This is a genomic window from Tolumonas lignilytica (assembly GCF_000527035.1).
Lineage (GTDB): Bacteria > Pseudomonadota > Gammaproteobacteria > Enterobacterales > Aeromonadaceae > Tolumonas > Tolumonas lignilytica.
The window spans coordinates 3,137,109-3,162,907 of record NZ_AZUK01000001.1 but is presented as its reverse complement, the minus strand read 5'-3'; the positions used below and the strand labels follow the sequence as shown (position 1 = coordinate 3,162,907).

Annotated in this window: 18 protein-coding genes and 1 tRNA gene; 11 read left to right on the top strand and 8 right to left on the bottom strand. The window is 45.3% G+C overall.

Annotation, left to right across the window (positions count from 1 at the left end; translation table 11 throughout):
- Positions 1 to 1,110 (top strand): hypothetical protein, encoded by a 1,110-nt coding sequence (locus tag H027_RS0114880; protein WP_024873237.1) that lies wholly within the window; start codon positions 1 to 3, stop codon positions 1,108 to 1,110.
- 162 nt (positions 1,111 to 1,272) lie between these two features.
- Positions 1,273 to 2,379, top strand: a complete 1,107-nt coding sequence (locus H027_RS0114875) for a phosphoribosylaminoimidazolesuccinocarboxamide synthase (protein WP_024873236.1) — start codon at positions 1,273 to 1,275, stop codon at positions 2,377 to 2,379.
- A 45-nt stretch (positions 2,380 to 2,424) separates the two neighbouring features.
- Here H027_RS0114875 and H027_RS18955 read toward each other — a convergent pair whose 3' ends face one another.
- The 3 genes from H027_RS18955 to H027_RS0114860 are packed head-to-tail and all read right to left on the bottom strand — an operon-like array spanning position 2,425 to position 9,731.
- Positions 2,425 to 5,751, bottom strand: coding sequence for a response regulator (locus H027_RS18955; RefSeq protein ID WP_024873235.1), 3,327 nt, complete (start codon positions 5,749 to 5,751; stop codon positions 2,425 to 2,427).
- 5 nt (positions 5,752 to 5,756) lie between these two features.
- Positions 5,757 to 8,792, bottom strand: a complete 3,036-nt coding sequence (locus H027_RS0114865) for a response regulator (protein ID WP_024873234.1) — start codon at positions 8,790 to 8,792, stop codon at positions 5,757 to 5,759.
- A gap of 33 nt (positions 8,793 to 8,825) precedes the next feature.
- Positions 8,826 to 9,731: a substrate-binding periplasmic protein gene (locus H027_RS0114860; RefSeq protein ID WP_024873233.1), complete on the bottom strand. Its 906-nt coding sequence runs from the start codon at positions 9,729 to 9,731 to the stop codon at positions 8,826 to 8,828.
- A 171-nt stretch (positions 9,732 to 9,902) separates the two neighbouring features.
- On the opposite strand from H027_RS0114860, the gene H027_RS0114855 reads away from it, so the two are divergent.
- A tRNA-Arg gene (locus H027_RS0114855) sits at positions 9,903 to 9,979 on the top strand.
- 9 nt (positions 9,980 to 9,988) lie between these two features.
- Here H027_RS0114855 and H027_RS0114850 read toward each other — a convergent pair.
- Positions 9,989 to 11,680, bottom strand: a complete 1,692-nt coding sequence (locus H027_RS0114850) for a glycosyltransferase family protein (protein WP_024873232.1) — start codon at positions 11,678 to 11,680, stop codon at positions 9,989 to 9,991.
- A gap of 317 nt (positions 11,681 to 11,997) precedes the next feature.
- On the opposite strand from H027_RS0114850, the gene H027_RS0114845 reads away from it, so the two are divergent.
- Complete coding sequence (locus tag H027_RS0114845; RefSeq protein WP_024873231.1) at positions 11,998 to 12,330, top strand: PTS transporter subunit EIIB; 333 nt, start codon at positions 11,998 to 12,000, stop codon at positions 12,328 to 12,330.
- 45 nt (positions 12,331 to 12,375) lie between these two features.
- Here H027_RS0114845 and H027_RS0114840 read toward each other — a convergent pair whose 3' ends face one another.
- Positions 12,376 to 13,302 carry a LysR family transcriptional regulator gene (locus H027_RS0114840; protein WP_202593447.1) on the bottom strand — a complete coding sequence of 309 codons (927 nt, stop codon included), beginning with the start codon at positions 13,300 to 13,302 and terminating at the stop codon, positions 12,376 to 12,378.
- A 177-nt stretch (positions 13,303 to 13,479) separates the two neighbouring features.
- On the opposite strand from H027_RS0114840, the gene H027_RS0114835 reads away from it, so the two are divergent.
- From H027_RS0114835 to H027_RS0114805, 7 genes are all read left to right on the top strand, one after another.
- Positions 13,480 to 14,748: an ABC transporter substrate-binding protein gene (locus H027_RS0114835; RefSeq protein WP_024873229.1), complete on the top strand. Its 1,269-nt coding sequence runs from the start codon at positions 13,480 to 13,482 to the stop codon at positions 14,746 to 14,748.
- 70 nt (positions 14,749 to 14,818) lie between these two features.
- Positions 14,819 to 15,820 (top strand): carbohydrate ABC transporter permease, encoded by a 1,002-nt coding sequence (locus tag H027_RS0114830; protein ID WP_024873228.1) that lies wholly within the window; start codon positions 14,819 to 14,821, stop codon positions 15,818 to 15,820.
- A complete protein-coding gene (locus tag H027_RS0114825; RefSeq protein WP_024873227.1) occupies positions 15,820 to 16,665 on the top strand; it encodes a carbohydrate ABC transporter permease in 846 nt (281 codons plus the stop codon). The genes H027_RS0114830 and H027_RS0114825 overlap by 1 nt, the downstream gene beginning before the upstream one ends.
- Before the next feature lie 36 nt (positions 16,666 to 16,701).
- The gene (locus tag H027_RS0114820) at positions 16,702 to 18,063 is read left to right on the top strand and encodes a family 4 glycosyl hydrolase (protein WP_024873226.1); all 1,362 of its coding nucleotides are present in this window, start codon (positions 16,702 to 16,704) and stop codon (positions 18,061 to 18,063) included.
- Positions 18,064 to 18,119: 56 nt separating this feature from the next.
- On the top strand, positions 18,120 to 19,235 hold the full coding sequence (locus tag H027_RS0114815) for an ABC transporter ATP-binding protein (RefSeq protein ID WP_024873225.1): 1,116 nt from the start codon (positions 18,120 to 18,122) through the stop codon (positions 19,233 to 19,235).
- Positions 19,236 to 19,300: 65 nt separating this feature from the next.
- A complete protein-coding gene (locus tag H027_RS0114810) occupies positions 19,301 to 20,968 on the top strand; it encodes a glycoside hydrolase family 13 protein (RefSeq protein ID WP_024873224.1) in 1,668 nt (555 codons plus the stop codon).
- A 25-nt stretch (positions 20,969 to 20,993) separates the two neighbouring features.
- Positions 20,994 to 22,670 (top strand): glycoside hydrolase family 13 protein, encoded by a 1,677-nt coding sequence (locus H027_RS0114805; RefSeq protein ID WP_038149308.1) that lies wholly within the window; start codon positions 20,994 to 20,996, stop codon positions 22,668 to 22,670.
- Between the two features lie 58 nt (positions 22,671 to 22,728).
- On the opposite strand, the gene H027_RS0114800 is transcribed toward H027_RS0114805, so the two are convergent.
- Genes H027_RS0114800 through H027_RS0114790 form a run of 3 tightly spaced genes read right to left on the bottom strand, consistent with a single transcriptional unit; the run spans position 22,729 to position 25,784 of the window.
- Positions 22,729 to 23,481 carry an amino acid ABC transporter ATP-binding protein gene (locus tag H027_RS0114800; RefSeq protein WP_081741527.1) on the bottom strand — a complete coding sequence of 251 codons (753 nt, stop codon included), beginning with the start codon at positions 23,479 to 23,481 and terminating at the stop codon, positions 22,729 to 22,731.
- Positions 23,482 to 23,491: 10 nt separating this feature from the next.
- On the bottom strand, positions 23,492 to 24,589 hold the full coding sequence (locus H027_RS0114795; protein ID WP_024873221.1) for an amino acid ABC transporter permease: 1,098 nt from the start codon (positions 24,587 to 24,589) through the stop codon (positions 23,492 to 23,494).
- A gap of 1 nt (position 24,590) precedes the next feature.
- Entirely contained in the window at positions 24,591 to 25,784 is a 1,194-nt protein-coding gene (locus tag H027_RS0114790; RefSeq protein WP_024873220.1) for an amino acid ABC transporter permease, read from the bottom strand.
- Between the last annotated feature and the right edge of the window lie 15 nt (positions 25,785 to 25,799).

Genomic DNA, 25,799 nt, shown 5'->3' with positions numbered 1-25,799 from the left:
ATGATGAAATCTTTTTTGTATCGTTCAAACGCCCACATTGGTGGGCGTTTTTTTAGTGCCATTTTGTTTCTGGTTTCTGCCAATTGTTCGGCCACCGAATTGGCTGATATTCAGCCTTATCTTTACACCGATGCCTTTGCTCGCAGTGAGCCAATTTCTGTTATGGATACCTTACATGGCTGGAAAGGCGAGCATCAACGAGGTGAAAAACAATATATTTATAGTTGGTTTGAAACTGGAGCGAAACTGAATAACTGGGGGCTGGGGGTATTATACCGCCGCGACTATGCACTGAACTTTTCGGGTGATACTGCCGAACTTTACGGTGCGGTACGTAATAATGAAAATTTACCCATCGGTAGAACATATGACGTTAATTTAAAAGCACACGCGATCACGGCGAAAGGATTGCGTCTGAGCTGGGAAAACGAGTGGCAGCCCACTTTCAAAACCACCGTCGGGCTTTCCTTTCTGCAAGGTAGTTATCTTATCGAAGGCAATCTCAACGGTACAGCCACCGCCACTGGTGCAAAAGAGTACGAATATAACGCCAATGTAGATTATGCCTACAGCGATGATCTGCTTTTTGACCGAGTACTGACCGAGCAATTAACGGGATACGGTGGTGCACTGGATTTTGCTTTTGACTGGCACCCGACAGAGCAATGGCATAATCACACGGAAGTCAAAGACTTACTTGCCGCAATCTGGTGGAAAGATGCTCCCTACACACAGGCTGTTGCTTATAGTGATCGCCAGCATACCAGCTCTAGTGGTTATACCACTTGGGCACCACTGATCTCCGGTACAGAAAAAAATTACGGCACGTACCGTCAAACTCTGCCGCTTCGTTTTGATACACAGTGGATTTATCAAACTGGTCGTTGGCAATATGGTGCCGGGCTGCAATATCAATTTAAAGATTACGTTCCTCGTCTGGGGGCCGGACAGCAAATTGGACAATGGCAGGTTTTTGCCTGGTATCGCCCGATTGATCAATCCATCGAATTAACAACAAACTGGAATAAGCTAGAGTTGGGCTTCGGAATGGACAACATGCGGTGGGATGACGCGAAATTTATTCATATTCGCGTGGCCTATGCCTACTAATCTGTATTTTTCATGATCTATATGCCCAAGCATAACGTATCTGCCTGCATTGCATCGGTTACTCAGCCGATGCAATTTCTAAATGGGGTTAGTGTTGCAGCAGATGTTCTCTGTTACAATCCAGACCTCTCAAAATAGCCAATCTCTTTAGAAGGGAACTCTATGAGTCTTGCAGATAAAGTTCTTGCGGTAAACGATAACCTGCCCATCCGTACTGATAAGCCTGTTCATTCAGGTAAAGTTCGCAGCGTGTATTGGTTAACAGCCGAAGACAGCGCACGTTTAATTCGTGAAAAAGGGTATAACGTTCCTGCCGATACACCTTTGGCCATTATGGTTATTAGTGACCGCATCTCTGCTTTCGATTGCATATGGCACGGTGAAGATGGTTTGAACGGCGTACCCGGTAAAGGTGCTGCTCTGAATGCCATTTCTAGCCATTGGTTTAAACTATTTAAAGAAAAAGGATTAGCTGATAGCCATATTCTGGATGTGCCTCATCCATTTGTTTGGATCGTGCAAAAAGCCAGCCCAATCATGGTTGAAGCAATTGCTCGCCAGTACATCACTGGCTCTATGTGGCGCGCTTACAGCAAAGGCGAACGTGAATTCTGCGGGATCACGCTACCAGAAGGTTTACAAAAAGAGCAAAAACTGCCAGAAACGCTGATCACGCCGTCAACCAAAGGCATCATGCGTGGTTTGGAAGGCGTACCTGAAGCAGACGACGTCAACGTTTCACGTGCCGATTTGGAACGTCACTACAAAGCGTTTAATTTCAAAAGCATTGCTGACATCGATTTGTATGAAAAATTACTGAAAGAAGGTTTTAACGCTATCAGTGATGCACTGGCCGCATTGGATGAAGTCTTTGTCGATACCAAATTTGAATTTGGTTATGTCAAAGATGCAGCGGGCAATGACAAAATGATCTACATGGATGAAGTCGGTACGCCTGATAGTTCTCGTATCTGGGAAGGTTCTGCCTACCGTGAAGGTAAAATTATTGAGCAATCGAAAGAAGGTTTCCGTCAATGGTTACTCAATAACTTTCCTGATCCGGACATTCTGTTGAACAAAGATCGTATGCCGGAACGGGCTGCCTTGGCGCGTGATAATGCCCTGCCCGTCGAAGTCATGATGGATATTTCTCGCACTTATGTTGGCATCGCCGAGAAAATCATCGGTCACCCATTAGCACGCAGTGAAAATCCAAAACAAGAAATCATTGATATTTTACATAGCCAATATCAACTGATCGCCGAGTAATTTGCCAAAAACAAACAGCGAGCCTAACCTCGCTGTTTGTTTATCCTACCGATAATACGTGATATTTTTTTCATAAAACCGGAAGGCATCCCGGATGACTTCTTTTAACTCTGCTTCGTCCCATGGTTTAGTCAGAAAACGATATATCTCGCCCTGATTAATCGCTTCTGTCAGTGTGATGACACTGCTGTAACCACTCAAAACAATGCGCACCGTTTGGGGATGAGCAATCCGTATTTGTGACAAGAATTCAATGCCATTCATGCCTGACATTCGCTGATCACAAATAATGACGCCCACCTTATTTTCCGCTAACAATTTCTGCGCCGTTTCGTGATTAGAAGCAGTGAGGATATGATAATTTTCGCGGTGTAGTGAACGAATTAACGCAGACAAGACTTTCGCTTCATCGTCAACTAACAACAGCGTCCGAGAGCCTTCATCATTAACCGGAATTTGCAGTGGTTGAAATTTTTGCAAAAAGAGATCGACCATGTCAGATGACATTGGCTTACTCACTAAATATCCCTGAATAACATCGCATTGTAAAAAGCGCAGATATTGTGCTTGAGCCAGTTCTTCAACGCCTTCTGCGATAATTTGAAGACCTAAACTATGACCAAGTGCAATGACAGCTTGGACAATTGAGGCATCCCCGCTGTTTTCCAAAATCTTTCTTACAAATGAAATATCTATTTTCAGTTTATGTACAGCCAGTTGCTGGAGATAGGCTAAGGAAGAATATCCAGTACCAAAATCATCAATCGACAAGCTGACACCCAGATTTTTCAAACCACCGATCGTGGCTATTGCGCTGTCTAAATTAGACATCACAACACTTTCCGTAATTTCTATTTCTAAGTTTTCTGGCCGAATACCAGTTTCGTCTAAAATGGATTTTACTGTGTTTGTAAAATTATCACGGGTGAGTTGCACAGCTGATACATTGACAGCAACGACTATATTGCCCAGTGATGGCTGAGTCTGCGACCATGTTTTAAACTGCCGACATGCCGCTCGCAATACCCACTCGCCCAATGGCACAACCAAGCCACTTTCTTCCGCCAAAGGGATAAACTCTGCTGGCGATATAATGCCCCGGGTAGGATGTTGCCAGCGAACCAAAGCCTCGAAACCAATAATTTGGCCATTAATGACATCAATTTGTGGTTGATAATAAAGGCAGAGTTCATTTTCCTGAATTGCCCGCCTCAATTCGAGGCCTAAATCCAGTCGCGCTTTGGCAAGCGAGGTCATTTGTGGTGAGAAAAAACACAATATCCCTCTGCCTTGCGATTTTGCCTGATGTAATGCCGCATCAGCATGCAGCAGTAATGTTTCAGCATCAGAACCATCCTCAGGATATAACGCAATACCGATACTGGCCCCGCTATAGACCACATGGCCTTCTATATTGAAAGGTTCATTAAACGCATCCAGGATTTGTTGTGCGATTAAATCCGGACCGATAGAAAAATGGCTCGTTTCCAGAATGATATTGAATTTATCGCCACTAACTCGCGCGATAGAACCGACGCCGGGCAACATGTTCCTAAAACGATTAGCCACTGCAATAAGCAATTGATCCCCCATACGGGAACCAAGACTTTCATTTATCATCTTGAAATTATCAAGATCAATAAACAGCAACGCGAACTGGGAGTGACTGCGCTCGCCCTGCTGGATAGCCTGAGTTAAAAACTCATGAAACAGCGTTCTGTTCGCTAATTCTGTTAGCGGGTCTCGATGGATTAAAAAATCGAGCTTCTGTTCTGTATTCTTGATCTGACTGAGATCAGAAAACACAGCAACATGATGGGTGATGTCACCCGCCTCATTGCGCAGCACGCAGATATTGAATAACGCAGGGAAAACAGAACCATCTTTGCGGCGATTCCAGATCTCTCCCTGCCAGGTACCTGTTGTTTTTAGCTCATGCCATAACGAATGATAAAAATCACGTTCATGGCGCTCAGATTTCAACATCCAGGGTTTGCCACCTATCACCTCTTGCGTTTCAAATCCGGTGATGCGATTAAACGCATTATTGACGCTCAGAATATTATTCTGTGCATCCGTGATGATGACGGCCTCTGTCGTATTTTCCAATATGGCTGCCGCGAGACTTAATTTTTCTTCCGCTTGTTTTCTGGTAGAAATATCGCGGAGTGTTCCCCGGAATCCAGTTTGAAGACCGGATGAATCAATAACAGGAATACAGACATGCTCTATCCAGCGCACAGCACCTTCTTTGTGTCTGATCCGCAGCGTGACTGAAGATACCGAATGATCTTTGTTATTGTTGTATGGTCCATGTTCAAACCAAAGAGGAAGATCTTCCGGTACGATGATTTTTTCCATCAATCGGGCATCAGCAAAAAAATCTGCCGGGCTATAGCCTGCAATAGGGGTCGAGGCAGGTGATACATAGAGATAACTTCCATCATGAGCCAGCCAATATTCCCAATTAGGTGAATAATCGGCCAGGATGCGATATTTCTGCTCACTTTTTGCTAATAAAGCCGTACGCTCATCGACAACATGCTCAAGAAAACGCCTCAGACGACTCAATTCCAGATGAATTCGTACCCGTACGCGCACTTCATCGATATCAAAAGGTTTCGTGACATAATCTGCAGCACCGACATCAAACCCCCTCACTTTATCTTCGGTAGAATCAACGATCGTAATAAAGATGACCGGAATATAATTCCCTGCTGGAGAGGCTTTGATTTGACGGCAGACATCGTAACCATCCATATCCGGCATTTTGATATCTAGCAGAACCAAATCTGGTGGGTTACTTTGAGAGAGCTCAATGGCTCGACGACCATTATTGGCAACCATGATCCGGTAATCATTTTTCAAGACTTCAATCAGCGAATGAATATTTTCCGGGACATCATCAACGATCAGAAGAGTCGGTTGTTCCCCTGGTAATGTGTGTCCTGTTGCATCCAAAAGAGAAGGATTTTTGCGATAACCACTCAGTGCTAACTGTGTTTGAACCCGCAGACGCAGTAGCTCTGCATTCACTGGTTTGGTGATATAATCAGCAACACCCATTTTGAGCCCGATTCTTTCATCAGTTTCGTCTGATAATGCCGTAACAAAAATAACCGGAATGTTCGTGGTTGAGGAATCGGCCTTCAGCCGGGAAAGGACGGAATAGCCATCCATGCCAGGCATTTTGATATCCAGCAGAATTAAATCGGGTTGCGGTTTGCACTGTGCTATTTCAAGTGCCTTTTCACCATTCGTAGCCGCCACAATGGCATAATCATCGCGAAGAATATTCATCAGCGCGTGCAAATTCTCGTGGACATCGTCCACAATCAATATTTTGAAACGGCTCTTTGAGGGTTCAGTCATGTCACTCACCGTTCTCTGCTTTGCCATTTATTTTGTAAATGACTCAATAGGCTCAATGCCTCATCCAGCGCAAAACTGTCCGTTTTTTCTTCAATATCACGCAAAGCTGACTCCATATCAGGACTGGATAAATTTCCTTTAAGCTCTGTAAACAATGATTCAGCAGCCCCTAAATCAAATTTTAGTGCATTCGCTAACTGACTAAATTTCTCTTTAATCTCGTCATCATTTAATCGTGAGGTGCTTAATGTCAAAGAGGAAATATCAATGAGACTATCAATATCCTTGATCACTTGATGCAAGTGATGTCGCATATTTTCCCATTGTGACGAACTCGGCGAATGCCCAGCTTTCAATTGTTTATCAATAACACAAACTGATTCAAAAAGGTTGGTTGCCGCGATATTCCCCGTTACACCTTTTAACGCATGACAATAAGCTTCAGCCTGTTGAATATCTTGTTCTGAAAGCTGCTGCAGTTGCTTATCTGCATTGCCGTAATGTTCTCTGAAACGACGTAACTGTTTCCGATAAGCGTCTTCTCTGCCACCGATACGGCGGATCCCCTGTTTAATATTCAAGGTCGTCAGGGCTAATAGTTCGTTGGAATATGCCGGGACAATGTTAGCGGAATGATGAGCCGGCTCTCCTCCATCCGATGGGGTTGAGGGCATCCATCTCGCCAGTACAGACATCAACCGACTGGGCTCAACCGGCTTAGTGATATGATCATTCATACCGACGGCATGGATTCTCTCGGCATCCTGAACCATTGCCAACGCGGTCATGGCAATAATCGGTAATGTGGCAAATCGTGCTCCACCCGGAGTTGTAGCTAAGGCACGAATATGGCGCGTGGCATCGTAACCATCCATCACCGGCATTTGAATATCCATCAATACACAGTCATAGATTTTTTCTTGAACCATTTTAATAGCTTCTGCACCATTAACAGCGGCGTCAACAACAATGCCCTGACTGCGCAATAGTTCCACTGCGAATTCACGATTGATGTCATTGTCTTCAACCAGCAGGATCTGTTTACCGGTAAAATCATTATGTTCCGCAAATACGATGGCATCCTGATGTGTATCGTCTATTTCGCGCAGCACCCGCCCTCGGCCAAGCGCTGAAAGAATGGTATCGAGGAGTGACGACGGAGATACCGGCTTGATCAGAAAACCATCAACGCCCGCCTGTTCAGCCAACTGAATAACATCTTCATGTCCATAGGCGGTGACCATAATGATTTTGGGTTGATGTACCAAACCTTTCTCGGCATGAATTCGTCTGACAACCTCATCCCCATTCATTCCCGGCATTTTCCAATCCATTAAAACCACATCAAATGGTTTCAGATTGGCCGTTTCAAGGGCTAACAACGCGGTAGGACCATCGTTCGCTTCACTGACATCAATTCGGAAAAAATGCAGCAGCTCCGTTAATATTTCGCGAGACAAGGCATTATCGTCCACGACTAATACACGAATATCTTGCAGCAGTGGCCCCACCTGTTCCAGCAACTCACTACGACGGGTCCGAAGTTTTTGCCCGATGTTGAAGGTAAGCGTACAGCAAATTGTTGTGCCTTTGCCTAATTGCGTTTTCTCAATCCAGATCCGGCCATTCATCATATCAACCAGATTTTTACAAATAGCCAGCCCCAGCCCTGTGCCACCGTAATGACGGGTGGTCGATTGGTCGGCTTGCGTGAATTTTTGGAATAGTTTGTCCTGTTGTTCCTGAGTCATACCAATGCCACTGTCTCTAACACTGATCTGCATATTTAATTCAGACTCAGTGATACCAAGACAATAGAACGCAAGCTCGACCTCACCACGTTCTGTGAATTTCACGGCATTCCCGCATAAGTTCAGAAGAATTTGACCCAACCGCAGCGGGTCACCAATTAAAACCGGAGGAATATTGGCATCATGACGAATGAGAAATTCAATGCCTTTATTTTCGGCCTGATAACTGATCGCATCGGTCACTTGCTCAAGCACACTATCGAGACCAAATTCAATGTGTTCCAATTCCAGCTTACCGGCTTCGATTTTGGAAAAATCCAGAATATCGTTGATGATCCCCAGCAGCGAATGAGCTGCGCCCTGAGCCTTAACCAAGTAATTATGTAAACTGGGTGACATCTCTGTTTTAAGAGCAAGGAATAGCATCCCAAGGATCGCATTCATTGGGGTGCGAATCTCATGACTCATATTGGCAAGAAACTGACTTTTGGCGAGATTTGCCTGTTCTGCAACTTCTTTGGCTTGCCGTAATTCTACCGTTCTGTCTTTAACTAGCTGTTCGAGATTCAGATTTATATCATTGAGTTTTTGCATGGAATCGAAGAGCTGAACCTGCCCTTCATTCAGGGCATCCACCAGCCCGCCCAACTCATCGGTATAAGGATATTCAATCTGTTCGACACGCATGTCTTTGGCTTTAAATTGCCAACCCGCGATGGTTTTCGCCATTTGAGTGACACTATTGGATAATCGATATTGCACAGCCCATGAAAAAATAAACCACAGACAAGTTGCCTGAATAATGGAGTTCAGCAATATCACGGAAAGACTATATTTGATGCGATCCCAAAGTACCTGTTTGCTGGAGTACAGATCCAGATAACCAATCAGATGCCGATGACCATCAAGCGACAGATGATATAAAGGTTGTTCTTTTTGTTTATACGCCCGCGATAGAAAATCAGCCGATTCATTTTGTAATGGCGGGATCTCACCATCAGTCACCAGTGTTTTATTTTTTTCATTCCTGATCCTGACACCCGTAACAATCGCGTTTTGTCTCACACCCCGAGCAGCAGAAGATAACTGCAGCGGATCGAGTTCCCAGACTGCTTCAGTTACCACAGGTTCCACCGTGTGATTCAAGGAGATCAGATCATTACCGATATCGTGATCAACAATAAAATATTGAATCATCAACTGAACGCTGGCAACGCTAATCGTTAACAACACATACCAGGGAAGCATGGTGTATAGAAGGCGGCGAGATAGTGTTTGTGTTGAACGCATCGCATCTCCTGATTCAAATATTTTATAACACTATCAATAAGTAACACCTTTATCCTGTTTTGGCCACCACCAACTGGTGTCTGGCGATGAGTTACCCGCCGGTAATATCGGATTATTTAACTTAATGATTTCCCGTTTTTCTTTTTTTATCTTTGCAATTTCTGACGCATGGTAACTTTCAAACAATTTTTGGAATGAGCCATCCTGCAGAGATAACTTTAACCCTCGTTCTATTCTTTGCGCCAACGCGGTGTTGTTTTTGTTAACCCAAAAATAGACCGGATAAGGAAAAAACAGTGCTTTTGTTTTTTCAACAGCCAGTTGCGGATAATTCTGCTTTCGCTGATCCAACTCCATTTGTGCTTCGTTGAGCCCGCGTGGAAATGCGTCAAATCGGCCCGCCGCTAACATCACAAATAAGTTTTCATAATCAGAAGACGTAACGACGGAAAAACCATTTGCACGCATAATCGGCAAATCAGCCCACTGACTGTTAAGACCAAACATTAAATTTTTGCGTAGAGATTGTGCATCCATCTGTGCAATGTGAGCCTGTTCTGAGGCACGAATGACCAATAACCGGAACCCCACAATGCCGCGTAAGATATCAATCTTTATTGGAAGAACCTGCTTTTCACGTTCGGCGTTTGTGCCTAATGCGATTACATCAATCGCACCCGATTGCAGTAAGGAGATGCCTCTGTTTTGAGTGATATCTTCCGTATATGGTTCTAAATGAAATGAATTTGGTTTCTGTTCGGTATGTTTCAGCACCAGTTCCAGCAGTTTCCAGCGGTAATCGTATATTGGACCGGAGGGAAAATAATGAAGAGTTTGCTCGGTGGCAAAGGTCTGCCCGATGTTCAAAAAAGCCATAAAAAAAATAAATACCTGAAGAATGATCCGAATAGTTTTTGGCTTATTTTGCTTATCCCGCATAACACGCTCCCCTTGTCTACCTTTGCTTAACTTAACAACAGTACATTCATGGTATCTAAATCTGGATTCAACAATCTCTGCAACCTGAACGTGACAAGCTATATTCCTAGTATAGCTTTAGCTTATCGAGATCATTGAAATTTATAAATTTTCTTGTACCATCAGCACCAAGTCCCCGTAGCTCATCAGGATAGAGCGGCTCCCTCCTAAGGAGCAGGCGGTGCGTTCGAGTCGCGCCGGGGACGCCATTATCTTCTCTATTTCTGCTTTTCCTTACGCATGAACAGTAGTAAAACAAACCACACAACCAAAGATAATGCACTGATGACAGTCCCTATTTTCTCCTCTAACAGTGTTTGCAACGTCAACGTGATTTCATGCTGACCCGAAGGGATCATAAATTGGATCACCCCCTGATTGGTATAGGTCACTGGTACGGCCTCAGAGACTGAATTAATTTTTTCGACCCAACCGGGATAATAGAATTGATGTAACACCGCCACACTGTTTTTCGTAGCATTCGTTTTTAGAATGATTAATCGTGGTGACCATTTCTTAATCTCCCATTGCGTGTTGCTATCACTTGTAACTTTGGGAATGGAGGCCGCAAATGCCTTTATATGATCAGAATAAAATTGTTCCTCAGGCACCCAATAGGGTCTGTATTCCTGAGGGCTTCGACTGATAAGAAAATAAGAGATTACATCTTTTTCATTCATCCGCTTATTGACCATTGAATTATAGCCATATACAAATTCGCTGATGAGTAGCACGCCCAACAACAACGATAAAAAAACAAGCAATTTATGTGTATTTATCTTTAATGGTATTTCATGTTTATTTGAAAAAGCCAAAGCAAACAAAGTGACAGATGCAAAGGAAAGTATGGTATTAAAACGCCATGGAAATTGTATTTTCTGCACAACTGGAAAAATCTCCCAGACGAAACGACTTAGTGGCAATGTCATAAATAAAGATAACCATGATATTACCATCCAGAAATTAATGGATTTGTGGAACATCACATCAGTTTTCGTTCTACCGAAGAACCACACAATAAAAACCACCAGACTTAGAAACAGTGTAATGAAGGAAAGATAATTCCAGAATGACCGGCTATGCCCATAAATGGGGCCGGTTAATAAAAAATTATTCGTATAGTGAAACATGCCTGAAAACATGCTTTTCATAGACACATATTCCTGCGTAGTCATTGCCGGCACCCAATATACAGCAGCTAAACCAATCGCAAGAACGGTAGCAATCATATGACTTGCTACTGTTTTTCTTCTATTCTCTTTTTCATTTACAAATAGAAAATGGCTTATAAATACCGGCATAAATATTATCAATGTCGGTAAATGCGTCATCATTAACAATGATAATGCTATCGCTAACCAAATAAGATTAGCTTCCCCTTCTTCACTGGTTTTATAACTAAACATAAAAATCAGCGGCATCCATACAAATGCCCATAGTTCAGCGAAAGCGAAACGAATATAAAAATCAACAATGAAATGATATGGTAGCATCATATAGAGCATTGAAAAGCTCAAAGCCATATTATCTGTCGCTAATTTTCTTAACCACAAATAAGATGTTATTCCAGATGCAGTTAATGCTAACGTTGCTGAAATAACTAGAGGCAAACAACCGCTTATATCACCAAGAATTAAAAATATGATCAGGCTCGTGATATAATATGGAATTGGTGCATAAAAGAAAAAGGTCGGACTGCCCAATCCCACATTCATATTCAGCATCCAACGTGGGTATATTTCGCCCTGCCAGAATTGTTCACTAAAATGCTGACTAAATATGATATGAAATAAAAAATCATGCCCTGTTAGAAAACTATTCATTAATGCTGGAGTGGCCAACAATATACCCACACCAATGATTAAAAAGAAATGGACCTGAACACGGGTTATTTTACTATTCATCGACATGGCAACGCTCCCTTGCTGACAGATCGTGTTCCATCATCTTTGCCACAAAAGCTACAGGGTCAAAGAATATACCCTTATATTTTGTGTGTATTATTTAGTTTAGTCGTTTTCACGCAGGTCTTTGCGCTTATTTCTTCCTCTATATGTCAAATCATCACGATTGCAATATGATGAATTTATTAAGTATTTTTTGATTTAATCTTAAAAAAGGCCACAGATATAGATTTAATCTATATCTGTGTGATAAAAAAGCATTTCAGGAATGAAAATAGGTTGATTACGATGCAATAGATCCAGCCATAACAAGAGGAACCCTCATGGATACAAAAACAGTAGCTCAGACTATTTTTGAAGCGTTAGGTGGTAATGACAACATCATATCGATGGTCTATTGCGCGACACGCTTACGGTTTGTACTCAGTGATGATTCCATTGTAAATGAGCATGCTCTTGCTCAAATCAGTGAAGTCTCCGGTACCTTCCGTACCAGTGGCCAATATCAGATCATTTTAGGTATGGGAACAGTCAAGACCGTACATGATCAGTTATTGCCATTGCTCACCCCTGCAGAACCATCGGTTGGTACTGACTCATTAAATCCCGTCAAACGTGCCGTTAAGGCGTTATCGGATCTAGTCGGTAAAGAATGATATTTACCCGGGAATAGGTTATTCCCGGGCCTCTCGCAGGTCTGCTTAAAAAATCAAATGCCGTTTTTTTTCTAAACTCTGCTGGATCAGCATTAACACGTCCTTAATATGCGGATCGTCCTGACGTTCTCTGATCATGTAAATACCGACACTACCTTTTGTATATTCCTCAGTCAGAGTCAGACTAACCAGATTGAACTGCTTGAAATAAGACGCCATAGAACCCGGAAACGGTAAAAGTCCGTTCGTTGTTCGAGCCATATCAATGCAGGTCACAATCGAGTTGCTGCGATACAGAATTTTTTCCGTGAGATGTAGCTGCGTGCGTTCGAGTTTCTTGGGTTGAAAATCTTCTACAACATGGGCGTGACGCACTTCGTCTGGGGTAATTTCGATGGTTGGATAATCCAGTAAATCATCAAGACGACAAGGTTTCATCATTAATGGATGGTTTTCCCGAACGAAGACTTTATCGTGCGAGATAAATAAAGGGATGAAGAAGACTCCGGCTCGCTTATTCAACCCGGGAATTTCATGCCCAATAAAGAGGTCGATGTCACCACTGAGCAGCAGATCCATCAGTCTTAAATGATTACCAATGTCGATGTAAATATTCGCGGCTGAATGCACCTGACGATAAATATCAATCATATCGCTGAGAAACAGGAACCACCATGCATGCCCGGAGCCTATTCTTAACTCACGTTCATGGCGTTCTTTGAGCATTTCCATTTTGATCAGCGTGTTGTCATAGATGCGTTGCATGATCCGGGTTTGTTCTAATAACACCTCACCAAATTCAGTCAGTTTCACGCCATTTGAAGTACGGATAAAAAGCTGCACTTCCAGAGACTCTTCCAGCTTCTTCATGTTATGCGTCAATGTTGGCTGGCTCAAACATAGTTTTTTCGCTGCATGACTCACATTTTGTAAAGTCGCCACCTCAAGGAATTGCTGCAAAATTCTGTCCATGATCACTCTCTGACGCGAAGATATAGATTAATTCTATATCAAAGCGTAAATAAATCATTTCTTTTTGGTTCTCATCCTCTCTAACATCACTGCTGTTCAGGTATCAAACATTTGGTTGGCTATGCTTTAGGGACGATTTCCCAACCAAATACTCTATAACGATGACGAGAGGTTACTATGAAAAAACACACCCTGGGTCTGATTACCGCATTGGTTGCCGGAGCTCTGAATACCGCGCATGCTGATACGCTGAAAATGGAATGTGCAAACAGCAGTACCGGTAAAGCTTATTGTGATTACATCAAAGCCCGCTTTGAAAAAGAAACAAACAACAAATTGGAGTTTGTGCAATTACCTCCGGCATCAGATGAAAAATTAGGCTTATTCCAGCAAATCTTCGCCGCGAAAGACAGCAAAGCAGTCGATGTATTTCAGGCCGATACTGTGTGGTTGGGTGTGCTAGATAAACATTTGTTAGACCTGACAGACAAAGTAAAAGATCTGCAACCTCAGTTCTTCCAATCCGCCTGGAATAACGATGTCGTAAACGGCAAAGTGAAAGCTATCCCTGCCTTCCTGGATGCGGGTGCCATGTATTATCGCAAGGACCTGCTGGAAAAATATGGTGAACAGCCACCTAAAACCTGGGAAGAACTCACTCGCATCGCTGCAAAGATCCAGAAAGGTGAACGTGCAGCTGGCAAGAAAAACTTCTGGGGTTTTGTCTTCCAGGGTAAAGCCTATGAAGGTATGACCTGTGATGCTCTCGAATGGATCGCCTCTTATAACGGCGGCACATTTGTTGATAAAGACGGGAAAATCACGGTGAACAATCCGCAAGCAGCCAAAGCATTAAACATGGCAGCCAGCTGGATCGATACCATTTCGCCGAAAGGCGCACTGGGCTACATGGAAGAAGAGTCCCGTGCGGTATTCCAGAACGGCGATGCCGCATTCATGCGTAACTGGCCATATGCCTATGTTCTGGCGCAAGATCCGACCAGCCCGGTCAAAGGTAAGGTCGGGGTAATTCCTGTACCGAAAGGCGGTGAAAATGGTCAACACGCAGCCACTCTAGGCGGCTGGCAATGGGCTGTCAGTGCGTACACCCAGCACCCGGATGCAGCAATCCAGTTGATCCGTATTCTGACCGATGCCGAATCACAGAAAATGCAGTTCAAAACCTTAGGTGTTGCGCCGTCTCGTCTGGATGTTTATCAAGATCCTGAAGTAATGGCCTCAGCCCCATATCTGGCTGAATTTAAAGACGTGTTCGCCACCGCCGTTCCCCGCCCAGCCGTGGAAACAAAATCACAGTTTCCTAAAGTCTCGAAAGCTGTTTACAACGCTGCTTATGATGTCTTGAGTGGCCGCTCCACCGGTGAAAAAGCAGTAGCAGATCTGGAAAGCAAACTGAAACGCATCAAAGGTAGAGAGTGGAAGTAAGCATGAATGTATTGCCCCGGTCAGGGGCAATACTGTTGTTCAGCTTTTGTCCCACAAGGAGTAAACGTTGATGAATCACCATTCTGAATCATTGCCTTCCAAAGAGACAGCCTCGAAGGCAAATCAGCAAAGCGAAGCCCTTCCGCAGAAGAAAAAATGCAGTCTGCAACAACGCCGCAGCCGAGCTGCATGGATCTTGGTTGCACCGGCTCTTGTCCTGCTGGCTTCTGTTGCTGGTTGGCCATTATTACGCACCTTATTTTACAGTTTTACCGATGCCGCATTAGATACCCCCGATCTTTATAACATGGTGGGTTTCGATAACTATCTGGCCTGGGCCGATGGTGAAAGTATTGGGGTATTAGCCGACCCTTTGTGGTGGAAAGCAGTACTGAACACTCTCTGGTTTACGGGCGTTTCAGTCTCCTTTGAATTGTTCTTCGGCATGTTACTGGCACTGCTGATGAACCAGAAATTTCGCGGGCAAGGCGTGGTTCGTGCGGCCATTCTGGTGCCGTGGGCCATTCCAACTATCGTGACGGCCAAAATGTGGGGCTGGATGTTCCATGATCAATATGGCGTCATCAATGATCTGCTCACACGAATGGGCGTTATACATTCTCCGCTGGCATGGATTGCAGAACCGAACTTATCGATGTGGGCAGTGGTGATCGCAGACGTCTGGAAAACTGTTCCGTTCATGGCTCTGATGCTGTTAGCTGCGCTGCAAATGATCCCATCCGATCTTTATGAAGCAGCTCGCGTTGACGGTGCGACGGCATGGCAACGCTTCACCCGTATTACCATCCCCTTAATCATGCCAGCCATGATCGTGGCCTTAATCTTCCGCGTGATGGATGCCTTACGAGTGTTCGACCTGATTTATGTGCTCACCTCAAATAGTGAAGCCACCATCTCCATTTCCGGTTATGCCCGTGAACAACTGGTTTCGTATCAACAAATGGGTTCCGGTTCTGCCGCTTCGGTATTGGTATTCATGATGGTTGCCGGTATCGCCGCCTGCTTCCTGTATCTCGGTCGTTACAATGACGAAGGCAAGGAGAATAAATAATGAAGTTAACTCGCCGCCAACGCCATCTCGCTCACCAGACTTTGATTTATGCTGCTGCAGCGCTGGCCAGTGTGATTTGTGTGTTCCCATTTTACAACGCCATCCTGACCTCATTGCGTACCGGGCAGGAATTGTTCCTCACGAATTATCTGCCAACATCGTTCCACTGGGAGAATTATGTCAATGCACTGATGGTAAACGGCATCGCCCGCAGTCTGTTGAATTCGTTTCTCGTGGCAACAGTGACCGTTGGGATCTGCTTGCTGGTTTCGATTACCGCTGCATTTGCGCTGGCTCGCATCAAGTTCAAAGGACGTAAATACATTCTGTTCACTATTCTGTGTGTCTCCATGTTCCCACAGGTTGCCGTGTTATCCGGTATGTTTGAGCTGGTACGTTTCCTCGGTTTGTATGATTCGCTGGGCGCACTGATCCTCTCTTACACCACCTTTTCACTGCCATTTACCGTGTGGGTTCTGACCACTTTCATGAAGTCATTACCCGTTGAACTGGAAGAAGCCGCGATCGTTGATGGTGCCGGTCTGTGGATCATCATCAGCCGCATTTTCGCGCCCATCATGGGGCCATCGCTGGTCACTACAGGTCTGCTGGCCTTCATCGGTGCCTGGAATGAGTTCATGTTTGCCCTGACATTTATCATCTCGAACGAGCAACGCACCGTTCCGGTTGCGATCGGCATGTTACAGGGTGCCTCTCAGTTTGAATTACCTTGGGGCAACATCATGGCCGCCTCTGTCGTGGTGACCTTGCCAATCATCATCATGGTACTGATTTTCCAGAAACGTATTGTCAGCGGGCTGACCAGTGGTGCTGTCAAAGGTTAGTGCCGGAATTTCTACCTTTAATCAGGAGTGAACAGAATGAGTACAAAAATTGTCCTTATCGGTGCAGGCAGTGCGCAGTTTGGTTACGGCACGCTGGGCGACATCTTTCAAAGCACCACACTGGCCGGTAGTGAAATTGTATTACACGACATCAACCCCACTGCATTAGCGGCGACCGAACAGACCGCAAAGAAATTCATTGCAGAAAAAGACCTGCCCTTCTCGGTCAGCGCCACCACAGATCGTAAAACAGCGTTGAAAGGCGCTCAGTTCATCATGATTTCTATTGAAGTCGGAGATCGGTTCGCGCTGTGGGATATGGACTGGAAGCTGCCACAACAATATGGCATTCAGCAGGTTTATGGCGAGAATGGCGGCCCTGGCGGTCTGTTCCACTCCTTGCGTATCATTCCACCGATTCTGGCCATCTGTGAGGATATCGCCGCGATCTGCCCTGACGCTTGGATCTTCAACTACTCCAACCCGATGAGCCGGATTTGCACCACCGTCAACCGGAAATTCCCGCAATTAAACTTCGTCGGCATGTGCCATGAAATCGCGTCACTGGAGCGTTATCTGCCGGAAATTCTGAACACGCCGTTCAGTAATCTCGAATTGCGGGCGGGTGGTCTGAACCATTTCAGCGTACTGCTCAATGCTCGCTACCGTGACAGCGGTAAAGATGCGTATCCCGATGTGCGTGCGAAAGCACCGGCTTATTTTGAAAAGCTGCCGGGGTTCAGTGACATTCTGGCCTACACCCAAAAACACGGGAAGTTGATCGAAACCGAGGGCGCCACCGAACGTGATTCGCTGGGCGGGATCGACAGTGCTTACCCATGGGCGGATCGCACGCTGTTTAAGGAAATTCTCACCAAGTTCAACTATATGCCTATCACAGGCGACAGCCATTTTGGTGAATACATCAGTTGGGCCTATGACGTCAGTGATCACCGCGGGATCCTCGATTTCTATACGTTCTATCGCAATTATCTCGGCCATGTAGAACCTGTAATTGAGCTGAAACTGAAAGAACGTGTCGTGCCCATCATCGAAGGCATTCTGACTAATGCCGGTTATGAAGAAGCGGCCGTCAACATTCCAAACAAAGGTTTTATCAAGCAGTTACCTGAGTTTATCGCGGTTGAAGTGCCGGCCATCATCGACAGCAAAGGTGTCCACGGTATTGAGCTCGATGTACCCGCGGGTATTGCCGGTCTGCTATCCAATCAGGTGGCCGTACACGATCTGACGGCAGAAGCGGTGCTGAATCAGTCTCGCGAATTGGTGGTGCAGGCCTTGCTGGTGGATTCCGTGAATAACAAATGCCGCAGCATACCGGAGCTGGTGGATCTGATGATCGCGCGTCAGAGCCCTTATCTGGATTACCTGAAATAACTTTTATGATGAATGGCGTTCCCAATGGGAACGCCTACCGAACAGGATGTAAAGCCATGTCTCATTTAAGATTAGAGAAATTAAACAAACGTTATAGCGAACATGCTCAAGTCATCAAATCACTCGACCTGCAGGTAAACAGCGGCGAATTTATTGTGATTGTTGGCCCTTCAGGGTGTGGAAAATCCACGTTGCTGCGCATGATTGCAGGTCTGGAAGATATCTCTGCCGGCAGTATGTATATCGATGGCACTTATGTGAATGATGATACCCCTTCGGAACGCGGTATCGGCATGGTGTTCCAGTCATATGCCCTTTATCCGCATATGAGTGTTTATCAGAACATGGCTTTTGGCTTGGAACTGGCTGGTAAATCAAAAGAAGAAATTGACGAAAAAGTACAAAACAGTGCTCGCATTCTGCAGTTAGAACCTCTGCTGCAACGTCGCCCGAAAGATCTTTCTGGTGGTCAGCGGCAGCGTGTAGCCATTGGGCGCGCCATTGCCCGCGAACCGAAACTGTTCTTGTTTGACGAACCGTTGTCGAATCTGGATGCGGCCCTTCGCGTACAAATGCGAATGGAAATCGCCAATCTGCATAAACGTCTGGGCTCAACTATCATCTATGTAACCCACGATCAGGTGGAAGCGATGACGCTGGCTGACCGAATCGTAGTGCTGAACAAAGGCAACATCGAACAGGTCGGCACGCCACTGGAATTGTATGACCACCCTGCAAACGAATTTGTGGCGCAGTTTATCGGCTCCCCCAAAATGAATTTGATCCCCGCCAGTCTGGTTCAGGCTGGTGAAACAGAAAGTGTGGTGAAACTAGATAACGGCAAACAGCTGGTGCTGCCAATCAGCACGCCACGTTATGCCGAAGGCCAAAGCGTCAATTTAGGCATTCGCCCCGAACATATCTTGTGGGGCAACGTTCAGGAATCTCAATACCAGGCTCATGTCATGTTTGTCGAGCACATGGGGAACGAAACCTATCTCTATCTTGATAACGGGAATGCCAGTGAGCCTTGGGTCGTCCGCAATGCCGAACGTTCCATCATTTCTGCCGGACAAGTCGTCGGCGTGCAATTACCGGTAGAGCATTGCTACCTGTTTGATGGTGATGGCAAGGCATTCCAGCGCCTCCCTCAAAAGCAGAACAAACATTAATCAATTTCTCTGGCAGTCAAACGGCTGCCAGTTCCTAATTTGCATACAAATTAAATAGGCCATACATGATGGACAGTAACGTATTAGCTAAAAAATGGTGGCATAACGCGGTGGTGTATCAAATTTACCCACGCAGCTTCTGTGATGCCAATAATGATGGTATCGGTGATATCGCCGGCATCATCAGCAAACTCGATTATTTACAGCAACTGGGAATCAACATCATCTGGTTGTCCCCGGTTTATAAATCGCCCATGGACGATAACGGTTATGACATCTCAGATTATCAAGATATCGCCGCCGAATTCGGTACGCTGGCCGAGATGGAAAATCTAATCGCGGAAGCAAAACAACGCGATATCCAGATTGTGATGGATTTAGTGGTCAACCACACATCGGATGAACATCCTTGGTTTATCGAAGCCAGAAAATCCAAAGACAATCCCTATCGGGATTATTACATCTGGCGCGAGCCACAAGCCGATGGCTCTGCGCCGAACGATTTTCACTCCTACTTCGGCGGTAGCGGCTGGGAGTTTGATGCCGCGACCGGCGAATATTACTTCCACCAATTTTCTAAACGTCAGCCTGATCTGAATTGGGAAAACCCCAAAGTGCAGGCAGAAGTGCATAAGATGATGAACTGGTGGTTGGATAAAGGCATCGGTGGCTTCCGCATGGATGTTATCGACCTGATCGGTAAAGACATTGATCAAAAAGTCATGGCGAACGGTGCCAGACTGCATCCATTACTGCAGGAAATGAACAAGGCGACTTTTGGACATCGCGACGTACTCACCGTGGGTGAAGCCTGGAGTGCCACACCGGAAATTGCAAAATTATATTCCGACCCAAGCCGGAATGAACTTTCAATGGTCTTTCAGTTTGAACATATCACCATCGGCTGGCACCCACAGCACGGTAAATGGCAGCCACAACCCTTTGATCTGATCAAATTGAAAAAAGTATTCACGAAATGGCAAACCGAGCTGGCAGATAATGGCTGGAACTCCCTGTTTTGGGATAACCACGACTTACCACGCGCGGTGTCTAAATACGGTGATACCGGTGAATTCCGCGTTGAATCGGCCAAGATGCTTGCAACCGCCCTGCATTTTCTCAAAGGGACACCTTACATCTATCAGGGCGAAGAAATCGGCATGACCAATGTCAAATTCGACACGATTGATGATTATCAGGATATCGAATCACTGAACCTGTATTACGAGCGCACTGCCGCTGGGGTACCACATGAAAAAATGATGGAAGGGATCTACGCAAACGGCCGTGATAATGCCCGTACTCCGATGCAATGGAATAATGAGGTCAATGCCGGTTTCAGCGCTGCCCAACCTTGGCTGAAGGTCAATCCGAACTATACCGAGATCAATGTGCAAGCCGCATTGAATGAACCAGATTCGGTCTTTTTCCACTACCAAAAACTGATCAAGCTGCGCAAAGAGCAACCGATTATGACTTACGGTCAATACATCCCGTTACTCGACGACCATCCGGATATTTTTGCTTATTTACGTGTTCAAAATGAGCAGCGCATCATCGTGCTCAACAACTTTAGTGCGAAGAAAATAACCGTGTCATTACCCGCCGAGGTGCAATACATCAAGGGCCAATGCCTGATCAGTAACTATCAGCCACATCACGCACTGGCTGATGAAATCACCCTGCAACCCTATGAGTCTTTTGCTGTGGCCTATCAGCAATCAATGGCATGAACCCGGTGATGAAAGGATTAAGATTATGAGCCAACAAATTACCCAACACTGGTGGAAAGAAGCGGTCGCTTATCAGATCTATCCGCGCAGTTTTATGGATTCCAACGACGATGGCATCGGTGATCTGAACGGCATCACTAGCAAGCTCGATTATCTGAAAAACCTAGGTATTGATGTTATCTGGATTTGCCCGATGTACAAATCACCGAACGATGATAACGGTTATGACATCAGCGATTATCAGGACATCATGGATGAATTCGGCACCATGGCCGACTTCGATCGCCTGCTCAGTGAAGTACATAGCCGTGGCATGCGCCTGATCCTCGATTTAGTAGTCAATCACACCAGTGATGAACACCCCTGGTTTCTGGAGTCCCGTTCTTCCATAGATAATCCCAAACGTGACTGGTATATCTGGCGTGATGGTAAAGACGGTAAAGAGCCCAACAACTGGGAAAGCATCTTTAAAGGCTCAGCCTGGAAAAAAGATGAGCTCACCGGTCAATATTTCATGCACCTGTTCTCCAGTCGGCAACCGGATCTGAACTGGGATAATCTGGATGTCCGCAAAGCGGTGTATGACATGATGCACTGGTGGCTTAATAAAGGCATTGATGGTTTTCGTATTGATGCCATCAGCCATATGAAAAAGGAAGATGGCCTGGCAGACATGCCAAACCCTGCCGGTTTAGAATATGTCCCCTCTTTCGATAAACACCTCAATGCCACAGGTGTGCTCGATTATCTCGACGACATGTGTAAAAACACCTTCGCGCATTACGACATCATGACTGTCGGGGAAGCGAATGGGGTTTCAGCGACACAAGCTGACGATTGGGTGGCCGAGCGGCATAACCGCCTCAATATGATATTCCAGTTTGAACACGTCAAATTGTGGGAAGGCGATCCAACCAGCCCATTAAATGTCTGTTCACTAAAGGAAATATTTACTCGCTGGCAACATAATTTGCACGGTAAAGGCTGGAATGCGCTATATGTTGAAAACCACGACATTCCGCGGGTGATCTCCAAATGGGGTAATACCGATCGCTACTGGCGGGAAAGTGCCACCACGATTGCCGCGATGTATTTCCTGATGCAGGGTACCCCGTTTATTTATCAGGGTCAGGAGATCGGTATGACCAACACCAAATTCTCATCCATTGAGGACTTTGACGATGTCTGGTCAATAAACCGTTATCACAGCATGAAAAAAGAGGGGATGACCGATGAAATGATCCTCAACTGGTTGTCTCTGACCTCGCGAGACAACGCACGAACCCCTATGCAGTGGGATGCTACCCATAATGCCGGATTTAGCTCGGCAAAACCCTGGTTGAAGGTGAACCCGAACTATACCTTGATTAACGTACAACAGCAGGAAACGCAACCCGATTCCATCTTGAACTTTTACCGCCAGATGATCCGGCTGCGCAAAGCAGAATCCGTATTGGTCTATGGTAATTACGAACTGTTGATGGCTGACGACCCACAGATCTATGCCTATACCCGTTCGCTGGGTGATAAGAAAGCGATCATCATCTGTAATATGAGCGATCATGATGCGTTATTCCACCATGAGGAATTTCGCCTCTATCACGACCAGCTTTGGCTGAACAACTACTTCGTATCACCGCATAGCGCAATCAATCGCATACTATTACAGCCTTTTGAGGTAAGGGTTTATCAGATTGGCTAAATCCTGATAAAAATAAAGCCGCTTGTTCAAGCGGCTTTTTCATGTCAGCAACCCACAATTAATGTTGCAGGATCTGACTCAGGAAGATACGACCACGTTCCGACTGTGGATTATTGAAGAACTCATCTGGCGTCCCTTCTTCAACGATTTGACCTTTATCCATAAAAATGACGCGGTCGGCCACTTTACGGGCAAAGTTCATTTCGTGGGTCACGCACAGCATCGTCATCCCTTCTTTTGCCAGCTCAACCATAACATCCAATACTTCACTGACCATTTCAGGGTCCAGTGCTGATGTTGGCTCGTCGAACAGCATGATTTCAGGGTTCATACATAAACTACGGGCAATTGCCACACGTTGCTGTTGACCACCAGAAAGCTGACCTGGATATTTCAAAGCCTGATCCGGAATGTGTACACGTTCCAGATATTTCATTGCCGTGGCTTCTGCTTCTTTACGCGGAACCTTACGTACCCACATAGGCGCCAGACAGCAGTTTTCCAACACCGTCAGATGTGGGAACAGATTGAAGTGCTGGAACACCATGCCGACTTCACGGCGTACACTTTCAATGTTTTTCAGATCATTGGTCAAAGGTGTACCTTTAACAATGATGTCGCCCTGCTGATGCTCTTCAAGACGGTTGATGCAACGGATCATGGTTGATTTGCCAGAACCAGACGGGCCACAAACAACGATTTTTTCACCTTTCTTGACGCGCAAACACACATTCTTGAGAACATGAAATTCACCGTACCACTTGTTGACATCATTCAGTTCAACAACAATTTCATTCTTAGCGATATTCATCAACATGTCCTCAGCGCTTATGACCTGTATGCAGCAGTTTTTCTAAATACATAGAGTAACGAGACATACCAAAACAGAAAACCCAGAATACTAAAGCGACAAAGGTATACGCTTCAGTAGAAAAACCTAACCAAGCCGGATCTGACAACCCTGCTTTTGCAACCGACAACAGGTCGAAAAGCCCGATAATTGTCACCAGACTGGTGTCCTTAAACAACTCAATGAACGTGTTAACCAATGAAGGGATCGTCAATTTTAATGCCTGCGGCATAATGATCAGACCCATTGATTTCCAGTAGTTCAAACCTAACGCTTTCGCTGCCTCATACTGACCTTTCGGAATAGCCTGCAAACCGCCACGAATAACCTCCGCAACATAAGCTGACTCAAACAGAATGATACCGATCATAGCACGCAGCAATTTATCCATGTTTACTTGACCGGATAAAAAGAGCGGTAACATCACTGATGCCATGAAAAGCACAGTAATTAATGGTACAGCACGCCAGAACTCAATGAAAACGACACTTAAAGCTCGGATAATTGGCATCTCAGAACGGCGACCCAATGCCAGAACAATGCCCAGAGGCAAAGCGGCAATAGTGCCCACAATCCCCAGCAACAACGTCAGCATCAGCCCGCCCCATTTATTGGTCTCAACTACTGGCAGCCCGAATGCACCGCCGTGGAGTAAGAAGAAAACAACAAAGGGATAAACCACAAAGAAAATCACAGATAAAATGGTTTTATGCGGTGTTTTTGGATACAGCAAGGCCACAACCTGAACAGCCGTTAAGACATAAACCCAATTCACACGCCAATATGCACTAGACGGATAGAAACCATAAATAAACAGGTTCAACCGATTAGTAATAAACACCCAGCACGCACCACCAGACACACACTGACTGCGGTTATCGCCGAACCAATCTGATTTCAGCAAGCCCCACTCAATCGCATGCCATATCTGAGGCACTAAAAAATACAGTAAAGCTAAAGTAACAACACTGTTAGTTACACTTGAAAACAGATTTTTACGTAACCATCCGGCAATGCTGGTTTGACTGGCCGGCGCAGGCAAACTGGGCTGATCGCGATATACAACCATATTAACGCTCCACCAACGCTTTTTTGGCGTTATAAATATTCATTAACACAGAGGTCACAATGCTGATAGTCAGATAGACCGCCATTGTCATGGCAATAATTTCCACAGCCTGACCAGTCTGGTTTAACGTACTGCCCATGAAGACAGAAACCAGATCCGGATAACCCACCGCAGTAGCCAGTGAAGAGTTTTTAATCAAGTTCAGATATTGGCTGGTTAATGGAGGAATGATGACGCGCATGGCCTGAGGAATCACCACGAAACGCAGTGTCAGACCATTTTTCAACCCCAGCGCATGTGACGCTTCTACCTGACCTTTGGATACAGCCATGATCCCAGAGCGAACTATTTCCGCGATCGATGCCGCAGTAAAAATAGTCAACGCCACAACCATAGAGAACAATTCAGGAATAACTGTTAAACCACCGCGGAAGTTAAATCCTTTCAGGGCTGGTAATTCCCAATGCAACGGCATACCGGCAATCAGAAAAACGACCAACGGCAAACCAACTAATAACCCCAAGCTGCTGAAAAACACAGGAAAAGGCTGGCCAGTCAGATTTTTACGCTTTTTAGCCCATTGGCTGAGAAAAAACACACCGACAATGGCAATCACGAACGCAATAGCAACAATACCAAAACCTGGTTCGGCTATTGGTGCAGGAATGTATAACCCACGTACGTTCAGAAAAAATGCATTGGCGATATCGATACTTTGTCTTGGTCCTGGTAATGCGCGTAACACACAGAAATACCAGAAAAAAATCTGTAGAAGTAATGGAATATTACGGAATATCTCAATATAAACCGCAGCAGCACGACTCAGTAACCAGTTGTTTGACAGACGAGCTATACCAATCAGGAAACCAAGAACAGTGGCTAAAATAATACCTATTCCTGATACGAGGAGGGTGTTGAGTAAACCGATGACAAATGCCCGGCCATAAGTATCATCTTCTGAATAAGAAATCAGGGTTTGAACAATACCAAAACTAGCCCGGTGCTGAAGGAAAGAGAAACCTGTCGCGATCCCGCGTGATTCCATATTGTGCATAGCGTTGCTAACGAAATAAAACAACATCCATGCAACACAGGCAACCGCTAACACCTGAAACAAAATCCCACGTACTTTAGGATCATAAATCCAGCGAGTAGCTACCGCGTTGTTGCTTTTTTTTGAGTTTTCAGCAGGCATGCTAAATTTAACTCC